The 18,127-nt window shown below is 43.7% G+C and carries 18 protein-coding genes, 1 tRNA gene and 1 pseudogene; 13 read left to right on the top strand and 7 right to left on the bottom strand.

Annotated elements, in window-relative coordinates:
* The first annotated feature begins 78 nt into the window (after positions 1-78).
* The 6 genes from FED51_RS13890 to FED51_RS13865 all read left to right on the top strand — a co-directional run bounded on the left by FED51_RS13890 (position 79) and on the right by FED51_RS13865 (position 6,397).
* Positions 79-618, top strand: a complete 540-nt coding sequence (locus FED51_RS13890; protein ID WP_053430751.1) for a site-specific integrase — start codon at positions 79-81, stop codon at positions 616-618.
* 300 nt (positions 619-918) lie between these two features.
* A complete protein-coding gene (locus tag FED51_RS13885) occupies positions 919-2,517 on the top strand; it encodes an ATP-binding protein (RefSeq protein ID WP_138090629.1) in 1,599 nt (532 codons plus the stop codon).
* Between the two features lie 2 nt (positions 2,518-2,519).
* Positions 2,520-3,212 carry a response regulator gene (locus FED51_RS13880; protein WP_083445487.1) on the top strand — a complete coding sequence of 231 codons (693 nt, stop codon included), beginning with the start codon at positions 2,520-2,522 and terminating at the stop codon, positions 3,210-3,212.
* Positions 3,213-3,223: 11 nt separating this feature from the next.
* Positions 3,224-4,270 carry a TRAP transporter substrate-binding protein gene (locus FED51_RS13875; RefSeq protein WP_138090626.1) on the top strand — a complete coding sequence of 349 codons (1,047 nt, stop codon included), beginning with the start codon at positions 3,224-3,226 and terminating at the stop codon, positions 4,268-4,270.
* Positions 4,271-4,406: 136 nt separating this feature from the next.
* Positions 4,407-5,624 (top strand): MFS transporter, encoded by a 1,218-nt coding sequence (locus tag FED51_RS13870; RefSeq protein ID WP_010898897.1) that lies wholly within the window; start codon positions 4,407-4,409, stop codon positions 5,622-5,624.
* Between the two features lie 176 nt (positions 5,625-5,800).
* Positions 5,801-6,397: an NAD(P)H-dependent oxidoreductase gene (locus FED51_RS13865; RefSeq protein WP_053430754.1), complete on the top strand. Its 597-nt coding sequence runs from the start codon at positions 5,801-5,803 to the stop codon at positions 6,395-6,397.
* Between the two features lie 69 nt (positions 6,398-6,466).
* Here FED51_RS13865 and FED51_RS13860 read toward each other — a convergent pair whose 3' ends face one another.
* Positions 6,467-7,375 carry a DMT family transporter gene (locus FED51_RS13860; RefSeq protein WP_053430755.1) on the bottom strand — a complete coding sequence of 303 codons (909 nt, stop codon included), beginning with the start codon at positions 7,373-7,375 and terminating at the stop codon, positions 6,467-6,469.
* 84 nt (positions 7,376-7,459) lie between these two features.
* Positions 7,460-8,032, bottom strand: coding sequence for an LOG family protein (locus tag FED51_RS13855; RefSeq protein ID WP_010898894.1), 573 nt, complete (start codon positions 8,030-8,032; stop codon positions 7,460-7,462).
* A gap of 140 nt (positions 8,033-8,172) precedes the next feature.
* Between FED51_RS13855 and FED51_RS13850 the strand changes: the two genes are divergently transcribed.
* The 3 genes and pseudogenes from FED51_RS13850 to FED51_RS21405 all read left to right on the top strand — a co-directional run.
* Positions 8,173-8,715: a DUF3221 domain-containing protein gene (locus tag FED51_RS13850; protein ID WP_053430756.1), complete on the top strand. Its 543-nt coding sequence runs from the start codon at positions 8,173-8,175 to the stop codon at positions 8,713-8,715.
* A 67-nt stretch (positions 8,716-8,782) separates the two neighbouring features.
* The gene (locus tag FED51_RS13845; RefSeq protein ID WP_010898892.1) at positions 8,783-9,109 is read left to right on the top strand and encodes a YnfA family protein; all 327 of its coding nucleotides are present in this window, start codon (positions 8,783-8,785) and stop codon (positions 9,107-9,109) included.
* A gap of 137 nt (positions 9,110-9,246) precedes the next feature.
* Positions 9,247-9,483: pseudogene (locus FED51_RS21405) on the top strand (HIT family protein); the annotation flags it as partial.
* Between the two features lie 249 nt (positions 9,484-9,732).
* Here the strand turns inward: FED51_RS21405 and FED51_RS13835 are convergent.
* From FED51_RS13835 to FED51_RS13825, 3 genes are all read right to left on the bottom strand, one after another.
* A complete protein-coding gene (locus FED51_RS13835; protein WP_041820704.1) occupies positions 9,733-10,083 on the bottom strand; it encodes a YolD-like family protein in 351 nt (116 codons plus the stop codon).
* Between the two features lie 483 nt (positions 10,084-10,566).
* Positions 10,567-11,796, bottom strand: a complete 1,230-nt coding sequence (locus FED51_RS13830; protein WP_138090624.1) for a DNA polymerase IV — start codon at positions 11,794-11,796, stop codon at positions 10,567-10,569.
* Between the two features lie 227 nt (positions 11,797-12,023).
* Positions 12,024-12,944 (bottom strand): proline dehydrogenase family protein, encoded by a 921-nt coding sequence (locus FED51_RS13825; RefSeq protein WP_053430757.1) that lies wholly within the window; start codon positions 12,942-12,944, stop codon positions 12,024-12,026.
* Between the two features lie 229 nt (positions 12,945-13,173).
* Between FED51_RS13825 and FED51_RS13820 the strand changes: the two genes are divergently transcribed.
* Both FED51_RS13820 and FED51_RS13815 read left to right on the top strand, forming a co-directional pair.
* Positions 13,174-14,754: a sigma-54 interaction domain-containing protein gene (locus FED51_RS13820; protein WP_010898887.1), complete on the top strand. Its 1,581-nt coding sequence runs from the start codon at positions 13,174-13,176 to the stop codon at positions 14,752-14,754.
* 48 nt (positions 14,755-14,802) lie between these two features.
* Positions 14,803-15,189: a PH domain-containing protein gene (locus tag FED51_RS13815; protein ID WP_161598565.1), complete on the top strand. Its 387-nt coding sequence runs from the start codon at positions 14,803-14,805 to the stop codon at positions 15,187-15,189.
* A 76-nt stretch (positions 15,190-15,265) separates the two neighbouring features.
* On the opposite strand, the gene pruA is transcribed toward FED51_RS13815, so the two are convergent.
* Positions 15,266-16,813, bottom strand: coding sequence for an L-glutamate gamma-semialdehyde dehydrogenase (gene pruA, locus FED51_RS13810; protein WP_138090622.1), 1,548 nt, complete (start codon positions 16,811-16,813; stop codon positions 15,266-15,268).
* 328 nt (positions 16,814-17,141) lie between these two features.
* On the opposite strand from pruA, the gene FED51_RS13805 reads away from it, so the two are divergent.
* Both FED51_RS13805 and FED51_RS13800 read left to right on the top strand, forming a co-directional pair.
* Positions 17,142-17,214: transfer RNA gene (locus FED51_RS13805), tRNA-Val, on the top strand.
* A gap of 208 nt (positions 17,215-17,422) precedes the next feature.
* Complete coding sequence (locus tag FED51_RS13800) at positions 17,423-17,611, top strand: DUF4017 family protein (RefSeq protein WP_138090620.1); 189 nt, start codon at positions 17,423-17,425, stop codon at positions 17,609-17,611.
* Between the two features lie 137 nt (positions 17,612-17,748).
* Here the strand turns inward: FED51_RS13800 and FED51_RS13795 are convergent, their stop codons facing one another.
* Positions 17,749-18,024 carry a phosphotransferase gene (locus tag FED51_RS13795; RefSeq protein WP_053430808.1) on the bottom strand — a complete coding sequence of 92 codons (276 nt, stop codon included), beginning with the start codon at positions 18,022-18,024 and terminating at the stop codon, positions 17,749-17,751.
* Positions 18,025-18,127 lie beyond the last annotated feature (103 nt).

Raw genomic sequence — 18,127 nt, 5'->3', positions numbered from 1 at the left:
TCTTGACCAACGTTTTCCTATCCGCTAAAATGAGCGTAACAAATTCTTTGTAACGTTACACTAGCGGAGGTGATCCCGATGTCGAACGAAGTAAATCCGATCAAGTCAACGCGCGACCTCAACCGATTAAAAGCGGCTCTTCACGGGCGCAACCGTCTCATGCTGATTATGGGCGTATCGCTCGGCCTCCGTATTTCCGACCTACTCGCGCTCAAGATCGGCGACGTCCGCGGCAAGGACGAACTAATCATACGCGAGCAAAAGACGCAAAAGCCCCGGCGTATTAAATTGAGCAAAACGGTCATGGCCGAGGTCAAGGCGCTCGAAGGGGCAGATGACGAGTATATCTTCCGGTCGCGCCAAGGTGGAAACAAGCCGATTAGCCGTGTGCAGGCTTACCGGATTTTAAATGACGCGGCGGAAAGAGCGGGAATTAACGTCGGGCCAATTGGTACGCACACGCTGCGCAAGACGTTCGGGTACCAATTGTACGCGCAGGGGCTGGATATAACGCGGATTATGGCGATATTAAACCATAGTACGCCGGCCATGACGCTAAAATATATTGGCGTGACTAAGGACGAGATTGACGCGGCGTACGAGGCGATTGAGGTTTAGCGGAAATTCCTTGTTTAGGTGCGTGTCTTGTGCTACACTACGTACAACGGAAAGAGTGGACGTTAGTTTACCGTTAAGACTATCGTAAAAAGTTCGTGACGTATACGGGTATGAACCGTGATAGAGATTCCGGTTCTCGCGTTGTGGGTTCGAATCCTGCTAGGCGCGCCATACATAATGAATTGTTAAGCTTTGAGCTCAAGCTCAAGGCTTTTTTACTTTAGTGTGCAGCCGTAGGATAAAAGAATCATTCTTTATGGTATAGTAATAAGAAAGCGATACAGTAGGGAGAGAGCCGACGTGCGTCTGTTTCGACAATTATCGATCCAGTGGAAAATAACCATCCTATCTTTTGGGATTGTCGCCTTTGCGTTAATGATGGTTAGTATAAGCCTCCTTGGATATGTAACCTCTATAAAGGAAGACGAGCTCTCCAATCGCACGATGATTACCGCGCAGCTAGTTGCACAAAACCATACGGTGCAACAGTGGGTAGATGCTAAACCAGAGGAAGCTTCTAGAACGTTGCAGCCGATTGTGGAACGAATCCGGGTCATCAATGATCATGATTACATTGTTTTGCTAAATATGGATCGGATTCGGATCACTCATCCGATTCCTGAACGTTTGCAGACACCTTTTGTTGGCGGGGATGAAGATCCGGCGTTTGCCGAACATATTTATTTGTCGAAAGCAAAGACAGAAGGTGTCGTTACGGTTCGCGCCTTTATGCCGATCTTGAATCAGCAAAGAGAGCAAGTTGGAGTGGCTGTTGTTGGCAGTGTGTTGCCTTCCTATGCCGATATGATCCAAGAGTTTTGGCAACCGGCCTTGTTGATTGGGCTGATTACCGCTCTCTTCGGTTTTTGGGGATCCTGGCTGCTCGCTAGTCATATTAAACGCCAAACCTTTAATATGGAACCTGATGAATTGGCCCACTTGCTTGTGGAACGGGACGCGTCCTTCAACGCAATTCATGAAGGGGTTGTCGCCATTAACAAGCACGAGAAAATTACGATTATGAACGAAGCAGCGAGACGAATGTTAGGGGTGGAAGAGAAGGCGATTGGGCGTAACATTCATGAAATCATTCCTGATACGAAGTTGCCGGAAATTCTTTCGATTGGAAAGCCACTATACCAGCGGGAGTTTTACGTCCAAGGTCGACTCGTTTTTAGCAACCGTATTCCGATTCAGATTGACGGCGAGACGGTTGGTGCGATTGCGATTTTTCAAGATAAGTCAGACGTTGACCGCTTAGCCGAGGAGTTAACAGGCGTTCAAGCATTCGTCGATGCCCTACGCGTACAAAATCATGAATATTCAAATAAGCTGCATACGATCGCTGGCTTGATTCAATTAGATGAAGGGAAGAAAGCGCTTCAATACATCTTCGATTTGGAGGAGGAACAAGAGGAGTTTTCCGGTGTCGTCATGCAAAAAATTCATAATGACAGCTTAGCCGGGCTTTTGTTAGGGAAAGTAAGCAGAGGAAAAGAGTTAGGTGTTCAGGTGATCATTGAAAAGGATAGCGAGTTTATCGATCATCCCGAAGGTGTTACGACACATGATTTAGTTGTCATAGTCGGGAACTTAATTGACAATAGTCTCGATGCGTTCTCCTCCACTCAAGATCAGAATAAAACCGTTCATGTGTTCATTGGCGAGGAAAATGATTTTTTGAAAATCAGAGTTCGTGACAATGGGGAAGGAATAAGGGAGGAAGTCAGGGAGAAAATGTTTGTTCGTGGCTTTTCAACGAAGTCGACATCTGGTCGGGGAATTGGCCTCTTTTTAATTCAAGCCATTGTCGAGAGAGTAGAAGGGAAGATTGAAGTAGAAAGTGAACTTAATATTGGAGCCACCTTTTCGATTTATTTACCGAAAAAGAGGGGATGAATGTGGCAAAAGAACCGTTAATCCGCGTGTTATTAATTGAAGATGACCCCATGGTACAAGAAGTGAATCGGATGTTCGTTGAAAAGCTGTCTGGGTTTACGATTGTTGGCACGGCGGCAACTGGAGAAGAAGGAATGGTAAAAACAAGGGAGTTACAACCGGATTTAATTTTGCTAGACATTTTCATGCCGAAGCAAGATGGCCTTTCCTTCATCAAGCAAATTCGTGAACAGTATATAGATGTAGACATAATTGCAGTCACAGCTGCGAATGATACGAAAACAATTAAAACTTTGCTTCGATATGGTGTGATGGATTACCTCGTCAAGCCATTTACATTCGAACGGTTAAAAGCAGCGCTCACTCAATATGAAGAAATGTTTCGTAAAATGCAAAAAGAGGCAGAGCTTTCTCAAGATAGCCTTGATGAGATGATTAAACAAAAGCAAGCACAAGCCAATATGGATGATTTACCGAAAGGGTTGCATGCGCACACCCTTCAACAAGTAATCGAACGTCTTGAGGAACTAGATGAGCCGAAATCAGCCGAAGAAATCGGTCGAGATGTAGGGCTGGCTCGCGTAACGGTTCGTCGTTACTTAAATTATTTAGAGTCCGTTGGTCAGGTGGAAATGGATCTAACCTATGGCTCGATTGGTCGACCGATCCAAACGTATAAATTAAAGCAGGGCTAAGGAGGGGAAGGATGAAGCATATTTGGACAGTTTCCTTTATCCTGTTGGGGATTGTTACCGCTCTTTACATTGGCTTCGGGGCTGAACGAGAGTCCGAAGGGTATGCCATTGAAGATGAATTAGACGGTCTTAATGAAAAAGTCGTTCTTCATTTTAGCCATATTACAGCCGAAAACACGCCCAAAGGTCTAGCGGTCACCCACTTTGCTCAGCTTGTGCGAGAGAAAACCGATGGCTGGGTCGACATTCAAGTGTTTCCGAATGGAATCCTCTTTACAGCGCAAGAGGAATTTGTCGCGTTAAAAGAACAAGAAGTGCATATCATCGCTCCTGCTTTTTCTGAAATCAGCCTTCATGATCCGAAGTGGCTCATAATGGACATGCCGTATCTTTTTGAGGATGAAGAGATGCTTCGAGCCGTTTTTGATGGAGAAGTAGGTGAAGCGTTATTTGCTAGCTTGTCAGAACAAGGCTACCATGGGCTTAGCTTTTGGGAAAATGGGTTCAAGCAATTTACAAACAATGTCCGTCCGATCCGGACACCGGAAGATTTAGAAGGGTTAAGCATGCGTGTCATGCCAAGCGAAGCCTTGATGAAAACATTTGACCATTTCGGCGGCATCCCTAAGCCTTTTGCTTTTAATGAAGTATATGAACGGCTGAGTGAAGGTGCCATTGATGGAACGGAAAACTCGCTTACTAACATTTATTCAAAGAAATTTTACCGTCAACAAGCGTATATGACAAAGAGTAATCATAATTATTTAGGCTATGCGATTCTTATGGATCAAACGGTCTGGGATAAGCTCCCGATTGAGTATCAAACGGCCATTGAAGAAGCGATGGCTGAAACAACTATGTGGCTTAGGGACCATGTTAACGAATTGAATGAAGGGATTTATGAATTATTAAAAGAAAGTGATCAAATTGAAGTATACGAGTTGACGCCAGAAGAAAAACAGCAGTGGAAAGAAGCCGTTCTCCCGATCTATGAGTACTATGAACGACAAATCGGAGAGGATCTGTTTGAAAAAGTCCGCCAATTGCAATCGGAATGAACAGTTAAAAAGCACATGTCAGTTGAAGACATGTGTTTTTTAGGTTATTTTTATACTTACTATACAATTTAGTTTACTAACTAGATTGGTTGATGATAATCTAGAAGAAGATTCCAAATGATTGCAGGTGTAGATTATGAAAGGTAGCTTATTGCTTCTTTCCAATGGGTTTGAAAAGTTTAGTTCGATTTTTTATACGATGATTTTTACGTTTTATTTGTATGAAGCGACTCGGTCGGTCACGTTATCGACTTTGGTTACATTGGTGAGCCTTATAGCGATGACACTAGGCTCTTTTCTTGTACCAGTGACATCCACACTCGGAAAAACAACCGTCATCCTCTTCATTGGACAGTTAACTCAAGCAGCTACCGTTTTTATCGTTTCGGTTTTCCTTTTCTTTGGATGGGAGCAGCAATGGGGGATTCTTAGTTCTGTCTTTGTCATTGGGCTTCTCTCTGGAATGATTGGACCGAGTAAACGAGCGATTCTACCTGCAATCACTAAGGAACAACAGAGGTTGCGAATGAACAGTCTCTTTGCAACAGTTGGCGAAATCATTTCCTTCCTCGGCTGGATTGCAGGCGGTGTCCTTATCGCATTCTTTGGAAATTTGCTGCTACTCGTAATATGCGGATTTCTTTTAAGTGTGGCTGCAGTTCTTAGTCTACTCATCAATCTCGATTTACGAATCGGGATGAACACTTCAGGATTAAAAGGATTTTTTAGTGGATGGATAAACTTAATAAAGCACCGGGACATTCGTTTTCTTACGGTGATCGACGTGCTCGAGAGCATAGGGAGCGCCGTTTGGATCGGCGGGATTACACTCGCATTCGTTGTGGAAATCTTAGAACTCGGCGAGACGTGGTGGGGATATATTAACAGTGCCTATTTTCTTGGTACGATAGGCGGCGGAGTTCTAATCGCTCTCTTGAGTCGTTACGTTAATCAATCCAAATTAACGTCCCTTGCTATTGGCTCGTTTGGCGTAGGAGTGCTTACACTGTTGTATGGGCTAAATACGATCCCGCTTTTGGCTCTCATCCTTGTCATCTTGATCGGACCATTTTATGTGATGCGATTGACAACAGAAGAAACCATTTTTCAAGAGGTTGTACCGGCTGGCGAGCTTGAGAAAACATACGCAGCCAAAGGAAACCTCTCCTATGTCGCGTTCTGCCTCTCGATCCTGCTGATGGGATTTCTTGCCGATACATTTGGGCCAGCTACCGTCTATTTTATCTCTGGTATAGGATATGTGATCTCAAGTATGCTCGTGTTCCTCTATCGCAGGCCATCCGTTTTTTCTGGGCTTCCATCTAGTCGAACAAACAAGACAAAACATACTTGAGACGCCTCTCGTAAAAGAATCTAGTGGAGAAATCCTTGCTGCGATCTATATAGTGAGACTGTAACCTCCTGTTCATGATGGGAAGAGGAAGGTTTTATCACTTGTGGATAGAATATATATTAATTGATTGGTAGGTTCCCATTCAGCTAAAAAATAATCTCTCGGGAGGTTGTTAAATGAACCATCTTATTATTTACGCTCATCCACACCCAGAAAGCTTAAATCACGCGATCTTGGATACAGCGGTGCATGCATTGAAGAAAAATGGTCACGAGGTCATTGTGCGAGATTTATATGCCCTTCATTTTCAGCCTGTACTTACACCGGAGGATATATCTGTGATGAATGCTGGAGAAATTCCGCAAGATATTAAAACGGAACAGGAGTATATTACTCAGGCCGACGTCATAACCTTCATCTATCCTATTTGGTGGACTGGATTACCTGCCATCCTTAAAGGGTATATTGACCGAGTGTTTTCTTACGGTTTCGCTTATGAAATAGGTGAAAATGGAGAGGTCATAAGAATGTTGACAGGGAAGAAAGGGCTGATTATCAACACATTTGGTCATCCAAAGGAATATTATGATGAAATTGGGATGACAAACGGTTTGAAAATCACATCTGATACGGGGATTTTTGAATTTGTTGGAGTTGAACCAACAGACCATTTACTATTTGGGAGTGTAGGTTCGCTAAATGAAGAAGCCTATAAAGGAATGTTAAAGGAAGTTGAAGAGAGAGTTCATAGTTTATTTCCGGCATCCATTTAGAAACGGTTAAATTCTTTGGCTATCTTGAAAGGTCTCTTCACATGTCCTTCCAAGATAGCCTCTCTATTCTTATGAAACTCGCTCTTCGTCTTGTCCATACTTCAAGCGATGTTGTTGCTGAAGCAGGAAGAAAAACACACCGCTTAAAACGAACAGGCTTCCGATCACTTGCCAGACGTTGAGTCTTTCGCCGAGAAAAACAATGGCGAGCGCCGTCGCTCCTACCGGCTCACCCAAAATGCTCATGGAGATCGTCGTTGCATTCACATAGTTCAAGAGCCAATTATGAATGACATGGGCGATGGTCGGTACGATCGCAAGTAACAGAAAAATGCCCCATTCTTGTAGGTCGTAGCCAGTGAACGGAACGCTTGTGATCAAATTATAGATCGTTAATAGGAGAGCTGCAAAGGCAAACACCGAAAAGCTATAAATCCAATGGGAGACTTTTTTAACGACGGATTGACCGATGATTAAATAGCAGACAACGGCTATGACGCTTAAAAAGGAAAGAAGGTCGCCGATAATTGCTTGCTGGCTTAATCCGATATCTCCCCATCCAACCATGATGGCACCAAGAACAGCGACGGCCATCGTCACGAGAATGTGCCGGCTTGCTCGCTCTTTAAAGAAGATAAAACCTAGTGAAAGGGCAACGATAGGCTGAAGAGCTAAAATAATCGTAGAGCTTGCTACGGTTGTAAGCTTCAACGAACCGAACCATAGGGCAAAGTGAAGGGCGAGAAACAGGCCAGCACCGAAAAAGAGCAGCCAATCATTTTTCGTTAACCGCTTGAACTCATCTCGTTTGCCCCAGACAATCGGTACTAGCAGAAAGCAGGCAAAATACATGCGATACATACTTAAAATTGTCGCGGGTGCCTCAGACCATTTGACAAAGATCGCAGCAAAGGAGATGGCGATAATCGAAAGGACAAGTGGGACGATGATCGATGGGTTGGTTTGTTCATTATTCACTTACATTTCTCCTTGCGACAACGAAATCGTGCTTCATATTGATCTTTGATTCTTCGCTCCTTAAAAGCTGGAGCTAATACAATGTTATGATTTTGTATGGGCCCACTTGTTGACCGTTTGATATTCAAATGATTGAAGACGATCGAAGAGGGTGTTCATATCTTCCTCAACAATAAGCTGCTCGAGGCAGGTAGATGAGAGAAATCCTTCGTTTACTGTATGGTCTAACATTTGCAGTAATGGCTGGAAGAACCTATTGATGTTAAAAACAGCAACAGGCTTTTCATGGTAGCCAATTTGCTGCCATGTAAAAATTTCAAATAGCTCCTCTAAAGTCCCGATCCCTCCTGGAAGAGTAACAAACGCATCGCTCCGCTCATACATTAATTGTTTACGTTCATGCATTGTCTCTACGATTAGAAGTTCACTTAATTCGATCGATGGGACGTTTTCGGCAATCTTTTTCGGGATGATTCCGGTGACGCGCCCGCCGTTATCTAAAACCGATTGAGCTAAGACACCCATTAACCCTGCATTGCCTCCTCCGTAGATCACTTCCCATCCTTGTTTACCGATCTGTTCACCAAGCGCCCGGACTTGCTCCGCATAGATCGGGTGTTGACCAAGGGAGGAACCGGAAAATAAACAAATTTTCATCTTACATCACTACCTTTCCATCTATTAGTTTAATCGTATTTGTTTTGAAAGTAAAAGATGTATTCGAAATCTTTTGACGAGCTGCAACCCTGATGCTTTTTATTTCGTATTACTAATAGAGGGACAGGAGGGATTTTAAGATGAAGCACTTATTTTATAGCGTTACGTTTTTTATCGTTCTTGTTGGCATCAGTGGCTGTGGTACAGGCAATCATGAGGTAGACGCAGAAGGAGCCGCTGAGGATGTGGACGTGGAATCTGCCTCTATTATTGGTTACGTTGTGGACGTAAATGAAGAGACGACGCTCGTTGTGAGCATAGAAGCTGAACGATTTGACGACAGTGGAGGGAAAGAAGAATTTCACAATGCGATTCGCTTTTATCATATGCCTATCGAAGTTGAAATTGGTGAACGGATTGCTGTTTGGGCTGAGGGGGCGATCGCTTATTCTTATCCAGCACAAGCGGAGGTAGCTGATGTGGTTGTCTTGGAAGAAAAAAAGCCAGAGGGAGCAAAATTGTCCGAGAAGGAAGTCATTCAACGAGTGTTGTCAGAACAGGAGGAAAGCGCCCTATTAACATCCATTACCTTCGACAAAGAGTCGTCTCATTGGAATGTGCACTTACAAAATCTCTTCGGTCAAAAGCATGAACGGATCATTGATGAAAATAAACTTGATTAAAATGAATGAATCGTTGCCTACCTTCATGTATCATCATAGAAGAAGCTAAAAGGGAGGTGGGGATCGAATGGTGATGGCCACAACGCTTTTCTTGCTAGCTGGGTTAGCGGAAATTGGCGGTGGATATTTAATATGGCTTTGGCTTCGGGATGGAAAGCCTGTCTATCTTGGATTATTTGGCGCGGTCGCTCTTGCCCTCTATGGTGTGATCGCTACGTTTCAAGCATTTCCGTCATTCGGACGTGTCTATGCAGCTTACGGTGGAGTCTTTATTTTCCTTGCTGTTTTATGGGGCTGGTGGATAGATGGAAAAGCCCCTGATACATATGATTGGATCGGTGCCGTTATTTGCTTAGTGGGCGTAGGGATTATGCTGTGGGCGCCGAGGCCGTAGAAGGCGAGGGCTATAGTGAAATCGAAACAAATGAGTGAATATCGTCATGAACGTAATGAACCGATTTCATAAGCGGATGTCAATAGAGCAGGAGAAGGTGACAGACCAAATGAGAGAAAAAGAAAAAATGTACCGGCTGTATGCTCGCAAACAAGCAACTACCGGTCCATGTCGTCTACGAGGATCAGCTCGTTTGTGGCATCTTGGATCATGATCCTTTTCACGAAGGGCATACGTTACTCATTCCTAAAGCCCATGTGATAGAGATAGAAGACGTTAACCAAAAGACAGCCAATGCGATCATGAAAGGAGTGACTATCGTAGTAAAGGCGATCAAGGTATTATACAATCCTGCGGGTATCACGACTTGTTAAAATGGTGGAGAATTCAATGACCTCGATCATTATCATATCCATGTCATCACAAGAGAGCGGGAACCATCATTTGCTGACTTCTACTCTGAAGCTTTATTAAACAATGAAGCGTTAAAAAAGAAGTTACCTGAAACAAGAGTGGCACTAGCGGCAAAAATCGAGCGTTTAAAAGGGACTGTTTGATCGTGTTTGGATTTATTTGGGGACTCAGGACATATGATCCCAATGTTACAGTAGCTTTTTAGGAAATCATTCATCTGCGTAGGAAACATCCATGATTACGTTAAAATGAATCCATTCAAATTCTTGATCGTGTTCGAATTTCAATTTCTCAAGCACGCGGTCGATAGAAGTCACCACCCCGACGATTTGTTTATTTTCGTACGTGTCAAAAACCGTTAATCTCACAGGTTTTCTTTTATGATAAGAGGCTTGGATGACAGAAGATAGTTCGTCTAATGTTTGCTGATCCATCTCCGGCTTCGCTTGTTTCTGTGATTGTCGGCGATAAGTATGCAGTGCCTCTACATGTTCAGGCAGCATCATCCGACTCGACTCCCATCTGAGGTTATATCCTGGCGTTAGCTTGTTGATTTTCATAAAGTTCACCCCTGTACCAAAGAACGTATGTTCTCTATTATAGTACCGAGTAGACACCGTGATTACAATTGGTAATTTATTCATATGGAAGTGTTTTAAAGGGATCGAAGACGTTCTTTAATTCATAAAGAACTAGAATGAACTGTTCAAATGCCCCTCCTTGGTTAATAGGAGAATTGTTTTTTACTGTTTGATAAACATATATAGCAAATTGAACCTAGTTCGATCCTTTGATCAATAGTTTTAAATGTCTATTGCACTTACTCATGATAAAACGGTACAGGATTAAAAAAATACAGAGGGGTTCCAGCGAATTTGAAAGGATTGTGTCGTTGCTCTTAACCACCCAAATGACGAAATACTAGCAAGAAGCGAATATTATGACAAATGAATTTGTGTACGAAGTGACGTTTTTAGATTAAGGCTATTAGATAGAGTGTGTCTGAGGTCGATCCAGATCCTCAGAACACTCTTTTTTGCTCATTATTTATAATGACCACCAATCTTTTTCGCTCGTTCCTCGGCTTGACTAGCAGAGAGGAAAGAAACCGCTCGCCGAATCGCGGTGTCTCCGAATTTTTCTTTAATCGTATCCATCGTATAGCCAAGCTGGTGGACCCGGTCGCGGTTGCCAAAAAAACTTAGCTGCCATGCCTCATCACTCGTTAAGTTGGAAAGATTCACATGTAAGCGACGAATGGGCTTTCCGTCCCAAAAACGTTCAAACAACGTGGCAGCACCCTCGTACACTTCCATCGTAATATTCGTATGGTTCGTCAGCTTCATTTGCCGATGAAAGCCGGTAGGGGTCTCCATGTTTGCTCCGCTCACACCGATGGCGACCGTTCGTCCCATCAAATGGGCCCGCCGCGCGCGCTTACATACTTCCTCACATAGCTCAAGGAGCACGACATGAATATCTTCGGCTTTGACGTAATCATGAGGGAGGGTCATGCCGTGACCAATTCCTTTTTGTTTGTCATGGGAATGGGGCGTGACCGGGGAAGGGTCGATGCCGTGAGCGGTAAGCCATAAAACGTGACCGTTCACACCCCATTTGCCTTTGATTCGTTCCAATGACGTGTTTGCTAGCTGACCGATCGTGCGAATGCCTTGGTTGCGAAAATGTTTCGTCATTTGCCTACCTACCCCGTATAGACATTCAATCGGAAGGGGCCACAGCAGCCGCTCCATTCGTTCTTTGGTTAAATGGAAAACTCCGGAGGGCATCTTTTTCGCAAAATTGTCGCACGCCATTTTCGCTAGCACTTTACTTTCACCCATCCCGATTCGTGCTCGCACACCTGTTTCATGCCAAATCGCTTGCTGCACCTTTTGTGCGATCTCGCGAGGAGCACCGAATAGGCGCTGGCTATGGGTGACGTCCATAAACTGTTCATCGATCGAAAACGGTTCAATCAAGTCGGTAAAACGTTCCAAAATCTCTGTAATCTGCACAGAAACCGTTACATATTGCTGCATGTGGGGACGGACGACGACTGCTTCTGGGCATTTTTGCTGAGCTTCCCATAGCCGTTCCCCGTTTGTAACCCCGCGAGCTTTGGCAACAGGGCACGCAGCCAAAATCACACCGGAGCGCCGCTCGGGATCACCGGAGACGAGCAAGGGGCGTCCAGAGAGTTCTGGATGGTTCGCCCGCTCAACAGAAGCGAAAAACGATTCCATATCGACCATAAAGATGACTTTATCCACTGTCAACACCTCGTAAGAACATTTGTTCTGGTACAGTATATGTGAATATTTGTTCGTTTAATAGTAGTAATTTGTTCTTCTGTTAACGGGTGGTTCCAGTCATTACACGATCATCCATAATTGTCGATCATCAGGGGAATCTGAGCTTTCACTAGGAAGACTTGGTTTATCTTTCATAGCACTTTCTTAAAAGGTAAGAAAAAACCGTTCGGAAAGATCCGAACGGTTTATTTTGAGAAAAAGCCACGCAAGGCGAAGGCGACATTTTGTGGACGCTCTGCAAGGCGACGCATAAAATAGCCGAACCAATCAATACCAAATGGAACGTAAATGCGGACGTTATAGCCTTCTTTTACGAGCTCTTCCTGCAAGTTGGTGCGGAAGCCGTACAACATCTGGAACTCAAATTGAGAATGGGAGATGCCCTTTTCTTTTACGTAAGCTTTCACTCGATCAATGATTTGATGATCATGGCTCGCAATGGCAGTGTACGTTCCACTATCCAAATGGAGCTTGATCATGTTGAAGTAGTTTTCATCGATTTTTTCTTTTTCTTGATAGGCTACTTCTGGCGATTCTTTGTAAGCCCCTTTAACGAGTCGAAGAGGAATTCCTTCCAATGCCCGTACGTCATCCAATGCGCGGAACAAATACGCTTGAATAACAGTTCCCACATTGTCATAAGTTTTCCGAAGTTCCGCTAAAATGTCTAACGTTTGCTGACAATGTCCATAATCCTCCATGTCAATGCGGACGAAAATCCCTAGCTCTGCTGCCTTTTTCATAATGCGCTCCATGTTTTCAAGACAGAAGCTTTGATCGATGTCAAGACCAAGCTGAGTTAATTTCAATGACAAGTTACAGTTCACCCCGGAGGAAGCAATCTGTTCGAGTGTCTGAATACAATGGTCTGTCGCTTCAATGGCTTCTGTTCGTTCTTCAACAAATTCACCGAGATGATCAAGTGTGGCGGAAAGTCCTTTTTCATTCAACTCTTTTACTTTTTCGATCGCTTCGCTAATCGTCACACCAGCGACCACTTGAGAGGCACCTAATTTTAACCCCCACTTTTTGGCTAATTTATTCATTGATTTGCTTTGAGATAAGCTAGTAAAAAATGATTTCAAAGGCTGCTCAAGCGCCATCATAGAAAAACCTCCTTTAATAGGCTTTTTTACTTTATATTCATGCAAGGATCGTGCCAATTGATTAGTTACACTACAGAGGATCAACCTTTCGTGAAAAACGACCAAAGTTTTGGTGGAGGAAGGTGTCACAACGAAAAAAAGTGTAGAATATTTAGACAAAATCGTATAAAATAAATGTACATTAGACATTATTGTAAACCCTTACATCGTTGGCGTGGAGGTGTTTCCGTTGATTAAAGATGTTCGTTTGCGGGAGATGGCAAGCCCGTTAGGAGAAGAACAGCCAAAAGAGAATGACGCACTGAAGGTTCATGAATCTACGAAACTATCTGAGGTGAGTCTGTCCGAACTAAAGGACATGATCCTTGTTGACGATCAAGGACAGCCTGTTGGATGGATTTCAAAGGAAGCGTTCATAAAACAATTGCTGGACGCTTACCAAATGCATCATGCTTTCTTTCAAGCGTTTCTCGCCTCTGCCGATGACGCAGTGACGATTGTCGATAAAGACGGAATCGTCAAAGGTTGGAGCAAACGCTCGGAAGACATGTACGGTCTCCCTTACGAAGAAGTGGTGGACCAGCCAATCAACACCTTTTTCGATAGCAACGCATTAATGGTTATTTCAACAATACAGCAAGAAATGAAAGTAGAGAAAAAATACAATCAGCCGAAGCATGACATCCATGTATTAATCAACTCTATGCCCGTCTATCGCAACGGTGCCTTAATCGGCGGAATTTCTGTTGAAAGAGACATTAGTGACCTCGTCAAGTTGAACAATGAGCTGGCGACAACGACCGCGTATTTACACGACCTTGAGTCCAATGTGATCCAGCAAAACAATCTCGCACCATTTCAAAAGATCAAAGGGCGAAGTGATGCCCTTCAGCGCGCCGTCCGGTTAGCGAAAAAGGTCGCCACAACCGATGCGTCCGTTCTCATTACAGGAGAGAGCGGAGTCGGAAAGGAACTGTTTGCTGAGGGCATCCATCTTGCTAGCCAGAGGGCAGATAAGCCGTTCATTGCCATTAACTGTGGGGCAATTCCTGCGGCGCTATTTGAAAGCGAACTGTTCGGTTATGAACCAGGCGCCTTTACAGGTGCGGTAAAGGGTGGGAAAAAAGGGAAGGTGGATGCAGCCAAAGGGGGGACTCTATTCCTTGACGAAATCGGGGAGCTCCCGCTTGAATTGCAAGTGAAGCTGTTGCGCGTCCTTCAGGAAAAAATGTTCTACCGTGTCGGCGGAACGGAAGCGATTCCGATCGATTTGCGTATTGTCGCAGCGACGAACCGTCATTTAGAAGAGATGGTGGAAAAAGGCGAGTTTCGCGAGGATTTATTTTATCGGATCAACGTCATCTCGATCCCAATTCCTCCTCTTCGCGAACGACCAGAGGATATCCCAGAGTTGATCCAGCTGTTTTTAAAAGAGTTTTCGCTGAAATACGCAAAGGCGATCCCGACGATCGACCCTGAAGTCATTTACACGTTACTGAAATATAAGTGGCCAGGAAACATTCGCCAGCTGCGAAATTTGATCGAGCGACTTGTCATTTTGAGCGGCGATGAGCACGATGTGATCAAGCTCCACCATCTCCCAGAAGCATTGCAAGGAAAGAACGGGAAAGTGGAAACATTGAACGTGGAAAACGAAATCCCGGCCGCTCAACCTGAGAAAGCGGACGAGGTTGCGCAAATCAAAGCAGCCTTGACGCGGACGTACGGAAATAAATCGGCAGCCGCAAAGCTGCTCGGTATCTCAAGAGCAACCCTCTACAATAAAATGAAACGATACGAATTAGAGTAGGGAGGAGCACGATGACATTTCCATCAAAAAAAGATTTTTGGATTGGTCTTGTGCTGTTACGGATCGGCAGGAGTTCTTTTCATTCCTCCGATCGTAGAACAAAGTGTCATTCTTTTGATTGTCCTCCTCTCGATCGTCATCTTCCTTTTATCGATTTGGTTTCGAACGTATGACCGAATCGATGGGGACAGACTATTCGCGATCAGTGGTCCATTTCGATGGAGCATCCCAATTCAAGACATTCGGAGCATTGAAAAGCGGAAAAACTTGCTTTCAGGGCCAAGCTTGTCACTCGATCGGTTGACGATTCTATATGGGGTAGGCTATGACATCATCGTCATCTCACCTGAAAAGGAAGATGTGTTTCTTCAATTGTTGCTGGACAAAAATCCAAACATCGAACTTAAGGGGGTTCCCGAAAATCTTGACCATTAGCAGGGCGCTACGAGGCGTCCTGTTTTTGCATTTTTAAACGAAAAAGGTATGAGCCTGAGCCCATACCTTGCTGTGATTAATACATTTCTGATACTGTCTTCGCTTGCATATGAAGCGCTAAATAGTCAGGACCACCTGCTTTTGAATCGGTACCAGACATTTTAAAGCCGCCAAATGGATGATAGCCAACGATTGCTCCTGTGCAATTACGGTTGAAATACAAGTTTCCGACATGGAACTCTCGCTTTGCTTGCTCGATGTGGGCGCGATTTCTCGTAATCACCGCTCCTGTTAAGCCATACTCTGTGTTGTTGGCAATTTCGAGTGCATGATCAAAATCGTTCGCTTTGCTGAAAGCAACCACCGGTCCAAATATTTCTTCTTGCATGATCACCGCTTCTGGATCAAGGTCAGCAATAATCGTCGGTTGGATGAAGAAGCCTGTAGAGCTGTCTCCTTCTCCGCCCGTCATGAGACGGCCTTCTTTTTTACCAATTTCAATGTATGACATAATTTTTTCAAACGCTTTTTCATCAATTACTGGTCCCATGTAGTTGTCGCGGTTCGTAGGATCGCCAACCGTTAAGTTTTTCGCAAGGGCGACCGTTTTTTCTAACACTTCATCGTAGACATCCTTGTGGATAACAGCCCGTGACCCAGCAGAACATTTTTGTCCCGAGAACCCGAAGGCGGAGACGAGGATGGATTCTGCAGCCAAATCAAGATCAGCATCGCGATCGACGACAACGGTATCCTTTCCACCCATTTCTACAATGACGCGCTTCAAGTGGTTTTGTCCTGGTCGAACAACAGCTGCCCGCTCATATAAACGAACACCGACATCTTTTGAGCCCGTAAACGTAATAAGACTCGTTTTCGGATGATCAACAAGGTAGTCACCGACTTCAGCGCCGCTTCCTGGTACATAGTTGATAACGCCTTTTGGTAACCCTGCATCCTCAAGAACTTCAACAAATTTAGCAGCAACGACAGGTGTCGTACTGGCAGGCTTAAGGACAACTGTGTTTCCTGTCACAATCGGAGCTACTGCCGAACCGACCATGATCGCAAGGGCGAAGTTCCATGGAGAAATCGTAACTGTCACGCCCATTGGTGTATAGAAGTAACGGTTTTGCTCGCCTGGACGGCTAAGAATCTCTTTTCCCCTATTAAGCTCAATCATTTGCCGAGCATAATATTCAAGGAAGTCGATCGCTTCCGCCGTATCCGCATCCGCTTCCTTCCACGGCTTCCCAGCTTCATGTACAAGCCATGCAGAAAACTCATGCTTGCGGCGACGGATGATCGCAGCAGCCTTCACTAAAATGTTCGCACGCTCCTCAGGGTTGACGTTGCGCCAAGTTTGGAACGCTTCATCTGCTGATTGAATAGCTTTCTCTGCAAGGTCCTGATTCGCTTTAGAAACAGAACCAACCAATTGATCTTTACGAGCAGGGTTCCAAGATTGGATCTTGTCCTCTGTTGTAACCCGCTCACCATTGATAATTAATGGATACTCTTTGCCTAACTCTTTTTCTACAAGTCCAAGTGCTTCTTCAAACGCTTTTCGATTCGCTTCCACCGTAAAATCTGTAAATGGCTCATGCTTATATGGTTGCAACATCAAAAATCCCCTCCATTAACTTTTTAATCGTTTCACCCATATATACATGCAACTTCCATGCCAACTTTTAAAAACGGAGAATGAACGGAAAAAAGGTTTATAACAAAAAAATAAAATAGACAAAAGTGTAAATTGTAAAAAGATTATGGTTAGTGAATAAACAATAGTGTATAAATAGACGATAGATTAGACGATGTTTTAGATAGTCGGTCACTCTTCGTGTGAAATAGCGGGGAATAGAATAGAGGAGAAATTTCTTTATAAAAAAGCATTGACCATTTCGAATTTTTTAGGTAATATAATACTTGTCTTCATTAACAGCATACATGATCCGTTAGCTCAGTTGGGAGAGCGCTACCTTGACAGGGTAGAGGTCACTGGTTCGAGCCCAGTACGGGTCATTCAAAAACATTGATAGAGAACACCTTTCGTTGATTGAAAGGTGTTCTTCTTTTGTTTAAATTTTGTTTTTGCCGTGTTCAATGTTCAGCTCTTTTCGTAAAGGTTGTTGCTTTTAAATAACAATTGAAAAATAGGGAAATATTTAACGGTTGTCGTATAATATAAATGGAATCACTATTAAACTCTTAGAAGAGAGGGGGAAAGAAGATGAAAAAAGTAGTTCCACCATTATTAGCATATTTGATTGTATGCATCGTTGCCATTATCCTTCCTGCATCAGAGGGATATAACACAGTAGCTTGGAAATTGTTAGTTGGACAAATTTATGCAGTACCTATTTTAATAGTTGTGGCTTTAATTTCGTTTTATGTTAACAGGAAAACTTCACCTAATTAAGCAAATAATATTACGGTCATATCTAAATTGATATGGCTTTTCTGCCGCGCAACCGAATCCTCGAGTATATCCGTTTTACGGACTCAAACAATAGAGGTATAAAAATATAAAAGCACAATTCCGGTTGGTGAATCTTTCTAAAGTTTATTTAAGACACGCCTTGTTCCACTCGTGTTCTGACCGTTGTTGCAGATCCCAAAATCTATAGGAAACGACATCGGTATACCGCATTCGGCTAACCGTTTCATTGTTTTAAATTCGCATTTCTTCTTGTCATACTCTGAAATATCGGCTATCCGAAGCAGCATCTTTTCGTTCGTCACGGTTTCAATATAATATTTTTTGTCGCTCGACCAGCCTTTATTTATTGGTTTGATTTTTTCAAATGTTGCGTAGTTTTTAATATCGAACATGAGTTGGTCTCCTTTTCGTAATTTAATTCCATTAAACTAAACTAGTATAGCTATTCCTCTGATAGTCGTCCATTTTAATCAATAATGTAGAAAGGTGAGAGTT

It is taken from the genome of Halalkalibacterium halodurans (genome assembly GCF_005671335.1).
In the GTDB taxonomy this organism is placed as follows: Bacteria; Bacillota; Bacilli; order Bacillales; family Bacillaceae_D; genus Halalkalibacterium; species Halalkalibacterium halodurans.
Note: the sequence above shows the minus strand (reverse complement) of the source record. Positions and strands in the feature narration are given on the sequence as shown.

Coding starts and splice junctions, on each gene's coding strand:
- FED51_RS13870 (WP_010898897.1), top strand. CDS start 4,407: ATGAAAGGTAGCTTATTGCTTCTTTCCAATGGGTTTGAAAAGTTTAGT.
- pruA (WP_138090622.1), bottom strand. CDS start 16,813: ATGTTGCAACCATATAAGCATGAGCCATTTACAGATTTTACGGTGGAA.
- FED51_RS13865 (WP_053430754.1), top strand. CDS start 5,801: ATGAACCATCTTATTATTTACGCTCATCCACACCCAGAAAGCTTAAAT.
- FED51_RS13825 (WP_053430757.1), bottom strand. CDS start 12,944: ATGATGGCGCTTGAGCAGCCTTTGAAATCATTTTTTACTAGCTTATCT.
- FED51_RS13875 (WP_138090626.1), top strand. CDS start 3,224: ATGAAGCATATTTGGACAGTTTCCTTTATCCTGTTGGGGATTGTTACC.
- FED51_RS13800 (WP_138090620.1), top strand. CDS start 17,423: ATGAAAAAAGTAGTTCCACCATTATTAGCATATTTGATTGTATGCATC.
- FED51_RS13855 (WP_010898894.1), bottom strand. CDS start 8,032: ATGAAAATTTGTTTATTTTCCGGTTCCTCCCTTGGTCAACACCCGATC.
- FED51_RS13795 (WP_053430808.1), bottom strand. CDS start 18,024: ATGTTCGATATTAAAAACTACGCAACATTTGAAAAAATCAAACCAATA.
- FED51_RS13845 (WP_010898892.1), top strand. CDS start 8,783: ATGGTGATGGCCACAACGCTTTTCTTGCTAGCTGGGTTAGCGGAAATT.
- FED51_RS13850 (WP_053430756.1), top strand. CDS start 8,173: ATGAAGCACTTATTTTATAGCGTTACGTTTTTTATCGTTCTTGTTGGC.
- FED51_RS13835 (WP_041820704.1), bottom strand. CDS start 10,083: ATGAAAATCAACAAGCTAACGCCAGGATATAACCTCAGATGGGAGTCG.
- FED51_RS13890 (WP_053430751.1), top strand. CDS start 79: ATGTCGAACGAAGTAAATCCGATCAAGTCAACGCGCGACCTCAACCGA.